This is a genomic window from Bifidobacterium parmae (assembly GCF_002860365.1).
GTDB lineage: Bacteria > Actinomycetota > Actinomycetes > Actinomycetales > Bifidobacteriaceae > Bifidobacterium > Bifidobacterium parmae.
Window position 1 is genome coordinate 275,252 of record NZ_NMWT01000001.1, and the last position, 12,127, is coordinate 287,378.

Here is a 12,127-nt window from a genome sequence, read left to right on the forward strand (position 1 = left end):
AAGATCCGGACGCAAGGAGGTCATCATGACGAACACGAACCCCGATTCCCGCCAGCCTCAGGCCGGGCGGGACGGCGACCCGTACGCCAACCCGTATGCGGACCAGGGCAACAACCCATATGCCGGCCAGCAGGGGCCGCAGAACCATCCGGGTCGGAACGACGGCCCCGCCGGCGGCCCGTGGAACGGCCGACCTGTCGACCCGTTCAAACTCATCGAAAGCATGCTGCCGCAGCATGCGAAGAACTGGGTGCGCGGATTCTACGGCGTGATCGGCGTGGCCGCCGTCGTGCTCGGCGCGGCCCTGCTGTTCTGGCCGGGCATCACGCTGAAGGTCGCGGCCGTCCTGCTCGGCGTCTACCTCGTGGTCTCCGGACTCGTGCGCGTCGTCGTCGCCATCGTCGAACTCGGCCTGCCGAGCGGATGGCGCGTGCTCGACATCCTCGTCGGCGTGCTGCTCACCATCGGCGGCCTGCTCATGCTCAAGAATGCGGCCGTCTCCGGGCAGACGCTCGCCCTGCTCGCCACGATGACCGTCGGCATCGGCTGGATGCTCGAAGGCTTCATGGCGCTCATCGAATCCTGGCGGCTCCCCAGCTCCGGATGGGCCGTGCTGTACGCGATCGTCTCCATCATCGCCGGATTCGTCGTGCTCATGTCGCCGGTAAGCTCCACCGTCTGGCTCGTCGTCTTCGCCGGTTGCGCGCTCGTCGTCATGGGCGTCTCCGCCCTCGTGCGCGCCTTCACCTTCGGCCGCCTGTCGAAGCGATGAGGTGAGAGGCAGATGACTTCCGTAGTCTTGGCCGCGCTTTGATCGACCAAGACTACGAGATCACGGGTTGCCTGTGAATGATTGTTCCCAGATGATTCGTCAGCGCTCGGACGTCATCGTCGGAACACCCCCATTGACGGACCAAGGTGAGCGGTTCGCAGTCGAACAACGCTGTGGCGAGGTCCGTTCTCCTTTCTGCGATGATTCTGCGGTTGCGCGGGTTGAACAGCAGCGTGTAGCCGTGATAATCGCCGATTTCCCGCAACTTAGTCGTGGAATCGGGCATACCCGAACATCTCCTGCCATGCCACGATGATTTCCGGTGCGACCGACTCAAGGAACTCGGTGATTCCCTGCTGTTCCTTCGCCGTCATATCCGGGCTTTACTTGGCGATTCGTACCGTACCGTCCTGCAGAATCCAGAATTTCGCGGATGACGGCGACGGTTTGCCTTTGGCGACATGGACGTGAATCGGCTCGTTGCTTTCATTCGCCCAGAAGTAGACGAGGAATCCCCGGATCCTATACAGTCCAGGCATGTTGGATACCGCCTTCCCGTGCATAGCGCATGATCGATTTCATGCCGCGGACGGTGCTGACGAGAAATCCATTGGTCTCCTGCTGGCTGAATCCCGTATTGGCTGGAATCGTGCCGTCCGGAATCCTGACCTCGGCGTGCTTGTCCCCCTTGTCGAAGAAGACGAGCACGCTGCCGTCGGGCTGGACATCGGAATGTGTGACGCGCGTGCCGTCGCCGGTCTCGTAGTAGTCGTATATCCGCATGATTGGCTCCTGTCTTTCTACATTGTAGGTCCGCGCCGCCATACGTCGTCACCGACGGGCGTCACGACGCCGGCTGTCACGAGCTGGCGCGTTCCATAAGGAGCCTCTATAGCAACGCCGTTGTCGTGAAGGCGGAACACCCGTATAGTGGCAGTCACATCGCAAGGTTCGGGGGAACCGGCGATGTGATGTGAATCGGGCAATCGACGATACGCGTGGGGACGCGGCGTCGAACCACACATACCCAATACGGGAAGGGGATTACCGTGGCATTGTCATACGCGGTGCTCGGCTCGGGAGGCATGGGCATCCAATACGGGGTGCTGCTCCAGGAGTTCGCGCACAGGCACGTCGACTTCATCGACACGTGGAGACCGAACGTCGAGAGGATCCGCGAACAGGGCGGCGTCTACGTCTCCCAGGACGGCGAGGACCGGCACCTCGTGCCCATCGACATCCACTATCCGGAGGACTACCACGGGAACCCGGACGTGTGGATCGTGTTCGTCAAACAGCAGCAGCTCGATGGATTCCTCGAACGGGCCTCGCACGCCGGGCTGTTCCGCGACCATCAGGTCGTGTTCTCCGCGATGAACGGGTACGGGCATTTCGAGAAGCTCGGCGCATACTTCTCCCGCGACCGCATCTTCGGCGGCACCGCGCTGATCGGCGCCTACGTGTACGGGCCGGGCGACGTGAACTTCACCGGCGGCAAGCACGCGAAGGCGATGAACATGTGCGCGTGGGACGAGCGGCGCACCCCGCTCGAGCAGGAGATCCGCGACGACTTCGCCGCCGCCACCCTCAACCCCACCATCGTCGACGACTTCCTCGGCATGTGCCTCGCGAAGATCGTGTTCAACTCCGTGCTCAACACGCTGTGCACGATGTACGAGATCCGCTTCGGCCAGTTCCACGCGAACCCCGGCGCCCGATGGATGACCGAACGGATCGTCGACGAGGCGTACACGGCCGCCGAGAAGGCGGGCATCACGCTGCTCGGCACACGCGAGACGGAGGTCGAGACGATCCTGCACACCGCGGGCGTCGCCCATCCGCTCCACTACCCGTCCATGTACCAGGACCTCACCAAGGGCAGGCCCACCGAAGTCGACTACATCAACGGCTACATCGCCCGGCTCGCCCGCGACCACGGCGGCGAGGCGCCACTCAACGAGTTCCTCGTCCACGAGGTGCATCTCGCCGAACAGGCGTACGCGATCCATCATCCCGAAGTCGCCGAGGAGGCCGCGCGCAACGCCGACCAGCTCGCGAAGGACACGGCGGCCGCGCTCGCCGCGTGACCGCGCGTCCGCGCTGCCGTCACGGCCGTGCGCCACGCACGCGCCATCACACCAACCACCACACACGTGTCATCACACACCATAGAGAAGGGAACCATCATGTCCATCATCGCCACCACGCCGGGCCGCGCCGCACGGCTCGCCACGACCGCCCGCCGCGTGATCGCCGCGGCCGTCTCCATCGCCGCGCTCGCCGGACTCGCCGCCTGCGGCTCCGCCAGCGCCGCCGGAACCTCCGCCTCCGACGCGATCGCCAAGCCGGCAAGCGGCAAGACCACGAAGATCGTCGTCGGCGTCGCCCCCGGACCCTACGGCGACATGACCACCAAGGTGATCGCGCCGCTGCTCAAGAAGGACGGCTACGAGCTCACCACCAAACTGTTCAACGACTACGTGCAGCCGAACAAGGCGCTCGCCTCCGGATCCATCCAGGCCGACCTGTTCCAGCACATCAACTACCTGAAGAAGTTCTCCGCCGACAACAAGCTCGACCTGACCTCCCTCGGCCAGGTGCCCACGCTCGGCCTCGGCATCTACTCGAAGAAGTTCACGTCCGTCGACGCGATCAAGGACGGCTCCACCGTCGCCATCGCCAACGACGGCAGCAACCTCGCCCGATCCCTCGGCGTGCTCGAACAGCAGGGGCTCGTCACCCTCAAGGGCGACGTCGACCCGACCAAGGCCACCGTCAACGACATCGCCACCAACCCGAAGAACCTCGTCATCAAGCCGATCGACGCCGCCCAGCTCGCCCGCGCGCTCGACAGCGTCGACGTGAGCCTCGTGCCCGGCAACTTCGCCTGGGCCGCCGGCCTCAAGCCCAAGCAGGCGCTCGCCATGGAGAAGCAGTCCGAAGGCGTGATCAACGTGTTCGTCGTGCGCACCAAGGACGCGGACGGCGACTTCGGCAGGAAGGTCAAGGCGCTGCTCGTCTCCGACGAATTCAAGCAGGCGATCGCCAAGAGCGAGTTCGCCGACTTCGGCAAGCCCACGACCTGGTGACGCGCGCATGACGGCCACCACCAACGCGACCGTCGCCGCCGGAACCGTTTCCGGCGGCGACGCCGTCATCACGCTCGACCACGTCTCCGTCACCTTCCACGAGCGCGGGCGCGCCATCGAAGCGGTGAAGGACGTGAGCCTCGCCGTCGCCGAAGGCGAGGTGTACGGCATCGTCGGATTCTCCGGCGCAGGCAAATCCACGCTCGTGCGCACCATCAACCTGCTCGAACGCCCCACCGCCGGCCGCGTCCTCATCGACGGGCGCGACGTGACCGCCCTCAAAGGCGGCGCGCTGCGCGACCTGCGCAAACGCATCGGCTTCATCTTCCAGGGATTCAACCTGATCGGCAACGTCACCGTCGGCGAGAACATCGCGTTCGCGCTCAAGGCCGGCGGATGGCCGAAAAACGGCCGCAAGGCGCGCATCGGCGAACTGCTGCGCCTCGTCGGCCTCGAATCCAAGGAGGACAGCTACCCGTCCAGCCTCTCCGGCGGCCAGCAGCAGCGCGTGTCCATCGCACGCGCGCTCGCCAACAAGCCCGAGATCCTGCTGTGCGACGAGGCGACCAGCGCCCTCGACCTCGAAACCACCGAGGAGATCCTCGCGCTGCTCAAACGCATCAACCGCGAACTCGGCATCACCATCGTGTTCATCACCCACCAGCTCGACGTCGCCAAAACCGTGTTCGACCACGTCGCCGTCATGGAGCACGGACGCATCGTCGAACAGGGCGCGACGTTCGACGTGTTCGCCGAACCCGCGCACGACACGACGCGCGCCCTCGTCGAACGCTACCTCGGCGTCGCCGTGCCGCCGCAGCTCGTCCCCTCGCTGCCCGCCGGCACGATCGTCGAACTGCGCTACAAAGGCGACGACGCGCTCGAACCGCTCATCAGCGAGGTCGCGCGTGCGCACGACGTGACCATCGACGTGCTGCACGCCAACGTCGAATACTTCGGCGCGCAGGCCATCGGCACGCTGCTCGTGCTCGTCTCCGGCGACGACGCGCCGCGCGCCGCCGCGCTGGCGGCGTTGCGGGCGCGCGTCTACGGATACCGGGAACTCGACCGTCGCGCGCTGGCCGCCGGCACGCGCGACGAAACGGAAAGCGAGGCATGACGATGGACTCGACATGGCAGATACTCCACGACAATCTCGGCAAGGCGCTCGCCGACACCGCGTACATGGTGGTCGTCGCCACCGTGATCGGCGTCGTGCTCGGCACGCTGATCGCGCTCCTGCTGTACGTGACCGAAAACCGGCTGTTCACGCCGCACGCCGGCGTGAACACGGTCGTCGGATTCGTCGTCAACGCGATCCGCTCCCTGCCGTTCCTCATCCTCATGGTCGTGCTCATCCCGCTCGTCCAACTGCTCATCGGCGACCCGTACACGCCCACCGGCGGCGCGATCTCGCTGTCCATCGCCGCCGTGCCGTTCTTCGCGCGCGTCGCCGAAAGCGCATTCAGCGAAGTCGACCCCGGACTGCTGGAAGCGGCCGTCTCCACCGGCGCGACCATCCCGCAGATCATCGTCGGCGCCGTGTTCCCGCAGGCGCTGCCCTCGTTCATCCGCGGCGTCGTGCTCACCGTCATCTCGCTGATCGGATACTCGGCGATGGTCGGCACGATCGGCGCGGGCGGCATCGGCGACATGGCCATCCAATACGGCTACAACCGCTACGAGACCGGCGTGCTCGTCGCCATCGTCGTGATCCTCATCGCGCTCGTGCAGGTCATCCAATGGGTCGGCGACCGGGCGGCGCGACGGGTGACGCATTGACGAGACGGCGCACTATCGTGAGAACCAGTCTCGACAGGGCGTTCCCGCCCATCGGAACCTAGGTAGAAAGATTCTGGAAGTCTCATGATCGAACTGAAGACCCCTCGCGAAATCGAGGAGATGAAGCCCGCCGGCCGTTTCGTCGGCTCCATCCTGCGCGAACTCAAGGAATACACGAAGGTCGGCACCAATCTGCTCGACATCGACGAATTCGTGCACAAGAAGATCGTCGACCGCAAGGGCGCCGAATCCTGCTACGTGGACTACGCGCCCGACTTCGGCACCGGCCCGTTCGCCCACTACATCTGCACCTCCGTCAACGACGCGGTGCTCCACGGCGTGCCCTACGACTACAACCTCAAGGACGGCGACCTCGTCTCCCTCGACCTCGCGATCAGCGTCGACGGCTGGGTGGGCGACTCGGCCATCAGCTTCGTGGTCGGCAAGGACAAGGATCCGGAGGACCTGCGCCTCATCAAGTGCACCGAGGAGGCGCTCGCCGCCGCCATCGAAGTCGCGCAGCCCGGCAACCGCCTCGGCGACGTGTCCAGCACGATCGGCGACATCGCACGCGAATACGGCTACCCGATCAACCTCGAATTCGGCGGCCACGGCGTCGGACACATCATGCACGGCGACCCGCACGTGCCGAACGACGGCAAGGCGCGCCACGGCTACAAGCTGCGTCCGGGCCTCGTCATCGCCATCGAACCGTGGTTCCTCAAGACCACCGACGAGATCTACCAGGATCCGAAGGACGGCTGGACCCTGCGTTCCGAGGACGGCTCCCGCGGCGCCCACAGCGAGCACACCATCGCCATCACCGAAAACGGCCCGGTGATCCTCACCACGCGCGAGTAGGGAACCGTCACGCGCCCGAAGCGCGTGGCCGTATCGTCGCCCCCGCCAGCGGGGGCTGTCCGTCCTGGGACGGACTGGGGGTGGTCCGGAATCGGCTTGCCGTGCACCACCCCCAGTCGGCTTCGCCGACAGCCCCCGCCGTTATGTGCGACGTGCGCGGTGCGCACTGCTATGGAACAGTCCACAGGACTGTTCCATCCAGCGGGGGCGTTGCGTATCTGCGTCGGGGGCGTTCCTTTATGTTCCGGGTAGTGGGCAATGGGGCCTTGCGGAAACATGGGGCGGCTATGGTGGCCGGCAACATCGAACAGGAATGAGGTCACCCATGGCAACAGCACAGCTGAACGTCGACGATAGCAAGTACACGCTGCCGGTCGTCGAGGCCACCGCCGGCCCGGACGGCATCGTCGTGTCCAAACTGCGCAACGACGGCTGGGTGACGCTCGACCCCGGCTTCCTCACCACCGCGCAGTGCGAATCGAAGATCACGTACATCGACGGCCAGCATTCGATCCTGCGCTACCGCGGCTACCCGATCGAGCAGCTGTGCGAGAACTCCGACTTCCTCGAGGTCGCGTGGCTGCTGCGCCACGGCGAACTGCCCAACAGGGAGCAGTACGAGAAGTTCGTCTCCGCCATCAACCACCGCACGATGGTGGGGGAGGACTTCCGCACGTTCATGGGCTCGTTCCCGCGCACCGCGCATCCGATGAGCGTGCTCGCCTCCGCGATCAACGCGCTCGCCACGTTCTACCCGGACACGACCGACATCACCGACTCCGACCAGCTGGACGAATCCGCGATCATCATCATGGCGAAGGTGCGCACCATCGTCTCGTACATCTTCCGCCGTCGCCGTGACGAGCCGATGCTGTACCCGGACTACGCGCGCGGCTACGTGGACGACTTCCTGCGCATGTGCTTCGCCGTGCCGTACGAGCCGTTCGAATCCGATCCGCTGTACGTGCACGCGCTCGGCCGCCTGCTCATCATCCACGCCGACCACGAGCAGAACTGCTCCACGTCGGTCGTGCGCATCGCCGGCAGCGCGCACGCCAACCTGTATTCGGCGGTCGCGGCCGGCGTCAACGCGCTGTCCGGCCCGCTGCACGGCGGCGCGAACGAGGCCGTCCTGCGCCAGTTGAAGGCGATCCGCGACTCCGGCAAGTCGGTGCGCGAGTTCGTCGAGGACGCCAAGCGCGACGGCCACCGCATCTCCGGACTCGGCCACCGCGTCTACAAGTCGTACGACCCGCGCGCGGCCATCGCCAAGACGTATCTCGAGAAGATCATGGATCGCGAGGACACGTCGAAGCTGCCGGCCGACGAACGCGCCCTGTTCGACGTGGCGGTGGAACTCGAGGACATCGCGCTCCACGACGACTACTTCGTCTCGCGCCACCTCTACCCGAACGTCGACTTCTACACGGGACTCATCTACCGGGCGATCGGATTCGACCCGGCCATGTTCACCACGCTGTTCGCCCTGGGGCGCATCCCCGGATGGATCGCCCAGTACCGCGAGATGCTCGCCGACCCGGCCACGAAGATCGGCCGTCCGCGCCAGGTCTACACCGGCGCCGTCGAACGGGACTACGTCCCGCTCGACGAACGGTAGGGAATATATGCGGCCCCCGCCGGCGGGGCCGATGAACGGGCCATGCGGGATTCACGCCGCGGGACGGCTACGACGTGGCCCCGGCGGGGCCGATGAACGGGCCGTACGGGATTCACGCCGCGGGGCGGCTACGACGTGGCCCCCGCTGGCACGGGCTGTAGGGATTCACGCCGCGGGACGGCTGGCTGTACGACTTGGCCCCCGCTGGCGGGGGCTGTCGAACGCAGTGAGACTGGGGGTGGTCGCAGACGGAACGCTTGTGTGCCCGTCGTGACCACCCCCAGTCCGCTATCGCGGACAGCCCCCGCCGGCGGGGGCCGAGTAGGAGTCAGTTCTTGTGGAGTTTGGCGTTGAGTTCGATGCCGGTCTTGCGGTAGCGGGCCTCGATGCGGCCGTTGACCGAGTTGCGGATGAACAGGATGTTGTCCTTGCCGGACAGGTCCGCGCCCTTGACGACCTCGAGCGGTTCGCCGGCGGCGGCCTTCGCCTTGTCCCAGATGGTGACCTTGGTGCCGGCGGTCACGTACAGGCCCGCTTCGACGACGCAGTTGTCGCCCAGCGAGATGCCGATGCCCGCGTTCGCGCCGAGCAGCGAGTGCTCGCCGATCGAGTTCCTGAGCTTGCCGCCGCCGGACAGGGTGCCCATGATCGAGGCGCCGCCGCCGATGTCGGAGCCGTTGCCGACGACCACGCCCTGCGAGACGCGGCCCTCGACCATCGAGACGCCGAGCGTGCCGGCGTTGAAGTTCACGAAGCCGGCGTGCATGACGGTCGTGCCCTCGGACAGGTGGGCGCCCAGGCGCACGCGGTCGGCGTCGCCGATGCGCACGCCGGACGGCACGACGTAGTCGATCATGCGCGGGAACTTGTCGACGCCGAACACGTTGACCGAGGCGGCCGGCGCGGCGGCGGGCAGGCCGGCGTTCGCGGCGAACGACTGGGCGGCCGCGGTGGCGGCGGCCTCCACGTCGGCCTTGCGGGCGTTGAAGTCCTCGACGGCGAACGGGCCGTAGTTGGTCCACACGACGTTGTTGAGCGCGCCGAAGATGCCGTCCAGGTTGAGCGTGTTCGGCTTGGCGAGGCGCATGCTCAGCAGGTGCAGCTTCAGGTAGGCGTCCTCGGCGCCGGCGACGGGCGCGTCCAGATCGCTCACGGTGAACACCGGCACGCGGCGCACGCCGCGCGCGTCGGCCTCGTCGTGGGCGAGCACGCCGAAGTCATGGTTCGGACGGTCCGCCTCGGCGGGGGCGGCGCCGAGCGCGAGGCTCGGATACCACACGTCCAGGGTGTTGCCGGCGGCGTCGATGCTCGCCAGGCCCCAGCCGTACGCGGTGCGTTCATCAGTCATCTGCATTGCTCCTTACATACATCGGGATACAGGTTGCTTCCCTGTCCACCTTAGCCTGCGCGGCCGTCGGGCGCGTGCCGTGCCCACGTGATGTTCCACGAGGTGTTTCACGGGTGTTCCACGACGTGTTCCACGACGTGTTCCACGACGTGCGCCGCGCCGTGTTTCGCCCGCGGCCGAGCCGGCCCCGCCGTTGACCAAGCGGTAGGGTACAATCGCGCATCGTGAGTGACTATCAGCAGGATGAGCGCGGCAACCGCGAGCGCCGCCGCCGCACCATGGTGCGCGCGGTGTGCATCGTCATAGCCGCAGCCATGCTGATCTCCTTGGTGGTTCCCGCCATCTACGCCGGTCTTTGACGTCCCGTCACGCGTGTTCCCGCGTGACGTCCAGCCTCGCATACCCTCGGCAGGTTCGCGGCCGGAGGGGTCTGCGGCGAAAGGCGCGTCGCGCATCCGCCGGACGGGGAGGGGAGCACGAGGCCCGAAGGCGGGCGGCATCCCAAGGTTTTCCAAAGGTACGAAACATAAGGTAGACAACGATGGCTGAATTTGATTATTCCCAGGCGATCGCCGACGTGCGCGCCAAGTACGACTCCATCGCCAAGGCGCTGGACGTGGACCGCATGAAGGCGGAGATCGCCGAGCTCGAGCAGCAGGCGGCCGCCCCCGGTCTGTGGGACGATCCGGAGAACGCGCAGAAGGTGACGAGCAAGCTCTCGGCGGCCGAATCGCAGCTGAAGCGCCTCACCTCCGCCGGTTCGCGCATCGACGACGTGGAGACGCTCGTCGAGCTCGGCCGCGAGGAGGAGGATCAGGAGTCGCTCGACGAGGCGCAGACCGAGCTCGGCTCGATCGCCGACGATCTCGCCGCGATGGAGATCCAGACCCTGCTCGACGGCGAGTACGACGAGCGTTCCGCCGTGGTGACGATCCGCTCCGGAGCGGGCGGCGTCGACGCGGCCGATTTCGCGCAGATGCTGCTGCGCATGTACCTGCGCTACTGCGAGCGCATGGGCTTCAAGGCGAAGGTGATGGACACCTCGTACGCGGAGGAGGCGGGCATCAAGTCCGCGACCTTCCAGGTGGACGCGCCGTACGCGTACGGCCGCCTGAGCGTGGAGGGCGGCACGCACCGCCTCGTGCGCATCTCCCCGTTCGACAACCAGGGCCGCCGCCAGACCAGCTTCGCCGCCGTCGAGGTGGTGCCGCTCGTCGAGGCGACCGACCACATCGACATCCCGGACACCGACATCCGCGTCGACACGTACTGCTCCTCCGGCCCCGGCGGCCAGGGCGTGAACACGACCTACTCGGCCGTGCGCATCACCCACCTTCCCACCGGCCTCGTCGTGACGATGCAGGACGAGCGCTCGCAGATCCAGAACCGCGCCGCCGCCATGGCCGTGCTCCAGTCCCGACTGCTCGTGCTGCGCCACGAGGAGGAGGCGAAGAAGAAGAAGGAGCTTGCCGGCGACATCAAGGCCAGCTGGGGCGACCAGATGCGCTCCTACGTGCTGCACCCGTACCAGATGGTCAAGGACCTGCGCACCGGCTACGAGACCAGCCAGACCCAGGCCGTGTTCGACGGCGACCTCGACGGCTTCATCCAGGCGGGCATCCGCTGGCGCCACGAGCAGCGCCGCGCCGCCAAGGAAGAGGCCGAGGCCTAACCAGCACATCCGCGCGGCACCGGGCGCACACGCGCACCGCGTGCATCCCGCGCACTTCCAAGGAAAGCGATTCATGGCACTCATCTCATTGGACCATGTCAGCAAGATCTACCCGAAGGGCACGCGTCCCGCGCTCGACGACATCAACCTCGACATCGAGCGCGGCGACTTCGTGTTCCTCGTGGGCGCGTCCGGCTCCGGCAAGACCACGCTGCTGAGCCTGCTGCTGCGCGAGGAGGAGGCCACGGACGGCGAGATCCGCGTGGCCGGCAACGACCTGCGCCGCATCTCCGACCGTCAGGTGCCGCAGTACCGCCGCACCATCGGCTTCGTGTTCCAGGACTACAAGCTGCTCAACAACAAGACCGTGTGGCAGAACGTGGCGTTCGCGCTCGAGGTGATCGGCACGCGCCGTTCCGCCATCAAGTCGATGGTGCCGAAGGTGCTGGAGACGGTGGGTCTGACCGGCAAGGAGGACAGCTACCCGCACGAGCTGTCCGGCGGCGAGCAGCAGCGCGTGGCCATCGCCCGCGCCTACGTGAACCATCCGCAGATCCTGCTGGCCGACGAGCCGACCGGCAACCTCGATCCGACCACGTCGCTCGGCATCATGGAGGTGCTCGACGCGATCAACCGCACCGGCACCACCGTCGTCATGGCGACGCACAACGAGGAGATCGTCAACTCGATGCGCAAGCGTGTCGTCGAACTGCACACGGGCCGCATCGTGCGCGACGAGGAGCACGGCTCCTACGATTCGTCCACGTACTTCCCGGACGCGGAGGTCACGTCGAAGGCGCATCAGGCGATCGGTGCGGATGAGCGGTTCCGCGCGGACAGCGCGGACGCGACCGAACGCATGGACGCGCACGCCGCCATCGAGGCGGGCGCGGTCGCGGCCGGCGCGATGGACGGCGACGAGGGCATCGCCCGTCTCGCCCAGTCCGTGCATTCCGGCCGCACCGGCCGTTACGGCGAGGCGTTC

The 12,127-nt window shown here is 66.6% G+C and carries 14 protein-coding genes; 10 read left to right on the forward strand and 4 right to left on the reverse strand.

Going from position 1 to position 12,127, the window contains the following annotated elements; genetic code table 11:
- Window positions 1-25: 25 nt before the first annotated feature.
- Window positions 26-772, forward strand: coding sequence for an HdeD family acid-resistance protein (locus tag Uis4E_RS01105; protein ID WP_101621397.1), 747 nt, complete (start codon window positions 26-28; stop codon window positions 770-772).
- 52 nt (window positions 773-824) lie between these two features.
- Here the strand turns inward: Uis4E_RS01105 and Uis4E_RS11610 are convergent, their stop codons facing one another.
- The 3 genes from Uis4E_RS11610 to Uis4E_RS01115 form a co-directional block, all read right to left on the reverse strand.
- The gene (locus Uis4E_RS11610) at window positions 825-1,058 is read right to left on the reverse strand and encodes a hypothetical protein (RefSeq protein WP_133125365.1); all 234 of its coding nucleotides are present in this window, start codon (window positions 1,056-1,058) and stop codon (window positions 825-827) included.
- A 97-nt stretch (window positions 1,059-1,155) separates the two neighbouring features.
- Complete coding sequence (locus Uis4E_RS01110; RefSeq protein ID WP_101621398.1) at window positions 1,156-1,311, reverse strand: DUF4160 domain-containing protein; 156 nt, start codon at window positions 1,309-1,311, stop codon at window positions 1,156-1,158.
- Window positions 1,295-1,555 carry a hypothetical protein gene (locus tag Uis4E_RS01115; protein WP_101621399.1) on the reverse strand — a complete coding sequence of 87 codons (261 nt, stop codon included), beginning with the start codon at window positions 1,553-1,555 and terminating at the stop codon, window positions 1,295-1,297. The genes Uis4E_RS01110 and Uis4E_RS01115 overlap by 17 nt, the downstream gene beginning before the upstream one ends.
- 272 nt (window positions 1,556-1,827) lie before the next feature.
- Here Uis4E_RS01115 and Uis4E_RS01120 point away from each other — a divergent pair, with 272 nt between their 5' ends.
- The 6 genes from Uis4E_RS01120 (at window position 1,828) to Uis4E_RS01145 (ending at window position 8,122) form a co-directional block, all read left to right on the forward strand.
- Complete coding sequence (locus tag Uis4E_RS01120) at window positions 1,828-2,859, forward strand: ketopantoate reductase family protein (protein ID WP_101621400.1); 1,032 nt, start codon at window positions 1,828-1,830, stop codon at window positions 2,857-2,859.
- A 99-nt stretch (window positions 2,860-2,958) separates the two neighbouring features.
- On the forward strand, window positions 2,959-3,861 hold the full coding sequence (locus tag Uis4E_RS01125; RefSeq protein ID WP_101621401.1) for a MetQ/NlpA family ABC transporter substrate-binding protein: 903 nt from the start codon (window positions 2,959-2,961) through the stop codon (window positions 3,859-3,861).
- 7 nt (window positions 3,862-3,868) lie between these two features.
- On the forward strand, window positions 3,869-4,981 hold the full coding sequence (locus Uis4E_RS01130; RefSeq protein WP_101621402.1) for a methionine ABC transporter ATP-binding protein: 1,113 nt from the start codon (window positions 3,869-3,871) through the stop codon (window positions 4,979-4,981).
- Between the two features lie 2 nt (window positions 4,982-4,983).
- Entirely contained in the window at window positions 4,984-5,643 is a 660-nt protein-coding gene (locus Uis4E_RS01135; protein WP_101621434.1) for a methionine ABC transporter permease, read from the forward strand.
- An 84-nt stretch (window positions 5,644-5,727) separates the two neighbouring features.
- Entirely contained in the window at window positions 5,728-6,504 is a 777-nt protein-coding gene (map, locus tag Uis4E_RS01140) for a type I methionyl aminopeptidase (RefSeq protein WP_101621403.1), read from the forward strand.
- Between the two features lie 325 nt (window positions 6,505-6,829).
- Window positions 6,830-8,122, forward strand: coding sequence for a citrate synthase (locus Uis4E_RS01145; protein WP_101621404.1), 1,293 nt, complete (start codon window positions 6,830-6,832; stop codon window positions 8,120-8,122).
- Between the two features lie 328 nt (window positions 8,123-8,450).
- Here the strand turns inward: Uis4E_RS01145 and dapD are convergent, their stop codons facing one another.
- Window positions 8,451-9,470, reverse strand: coding sequence for a 2,3,4,5-tetrahydropyridine-2,6-dicarboxylate N-succinyltransferase (gene dapD, locus Uis4E_RS01150; protein ID WP_101621435.1), 1,020 nt, complete (start codon window positions 9,468-9,470; stop codon window positions 8,451-8,453).
- A gap of 224 nt (window positions 9,471-9,694) precedes the next feature.
- Between dapD and Uis4E_RS12295 the strand changes: the two genes are divergently transcribed.
- The 3 genes from Uis4E_RS12295 to ftsE all read left to right on the forward strand — a co-directional run.
- Window positions 9,695-9,829: a hypothetical protein gene (locus tag Uis4E_RS12295; protein ID WP_274518530.1), complete on the forward strand. Its 135-nt coding sequence runs from the start codon at window positions 9,695-9,697 to the stop codon at window positions 9,827-9,829.
- A 182-nt stretch (window positions 9,830-10,011) separates the two neighbouring features.
- Window positions 10,012-11,142: a peptide chain release factor 2 gene (gene prfB / locus Uis4E_RS01155; RefSeq protein ID WP_101621405.1), complete on the forward strand. Its 1,131-nt coding sequence runs from the start codon at window positions 10,012-10,014 to the stop codon at window positions 11,140-11,142.
- A gap of 73 nt (window positions 11,143-11,215) precedes the next feature.
- Window positions 11,216-12,127, forward strand: a 912-nt coding sequence (gene ftsE / locus Uis4E_RS01160) for a cell division ATP-binding protein FtsE (protein WP_101621406.1), incomplete at its 3' end; no start/stop codon positions are given.

Bases quoted from the DNA above. Each gene is read 5' to 3' on its own strand.
- Uis4E_RS01105 (WP_101621397.1), top strand. From the start codon at position 26: ATGACGAACACGAACCCCGATTCCCGCCAGCCTCAGGCCGGGCGGGAC.
- Uis4E_RS11610 (WP_133125365.1), bottom strand. From the start codon at position 1,058: ATGCCCGATTCCACGACTAAGTTGCGGGAAATCGGCGATTATCACGGC.
- Uis4E_RS01110 (WP_101621398.1), bottom strand. From the start codon at position 1,311: ATGCCTGGACTGTATAGGATCCGGGGATTCCTCGTCTACTTCTGGGCG.
- Uis4E_RS01115 (WP_101621399.1), bottom strand. From the start codon at position 1,555: ATGCGGATATACGACTACTACGAGACCGGCGACGGCACGCGCGTCACA.
- Uis4E_RS01125 (WP_101621401.1), top strand. From the start codon at position 2,959: ATGTCCATCATCGCCACCACGCCGGGCCGCGCCGCACGGCTCGCCACG.
- Uis4E_RS01130 (WP_101621402.1), top strand. From the start codon at position 3,869: ATGACGGCCACCACCAACGCGACCGTCGCCGCCGGAACCGTTTCCGGC.
- Uis4E_RS01135 (WP_101621434.1), top strand. From the start codon at position 4,984: ATGGACTCGACATGGCAGATACTCCACGACAATCTCGGCAAGGCGCTC.
- map (WP_101621403.1), top strand. From the start codon at position 5,728: ATGATCGAACTGAAGACCCCTCGCGAAATCGAGGAGATGAAGCCCGCC.
- Uis4E_RS01145 (WP_101621404.1), top strand. From the start codon at position 6,830: ATGGCAACAGCACAGCTGAACGTCGACGATAGCAAGTACACGCTGCCG.
- dapD (WP_101621435.1), bottom strand. From the start codon at position 9,470: ATGACTGATGAACGCACCGCGTACGGCTGGGGCCTGGCGAGCATCGAC.
- prfB (WP_101621405.1), top strand. From the start codon at position 10,012: ATGGCTGAATTTGATTATTCCCAGGCGATCGCCGACGTGCGCGCCAAG.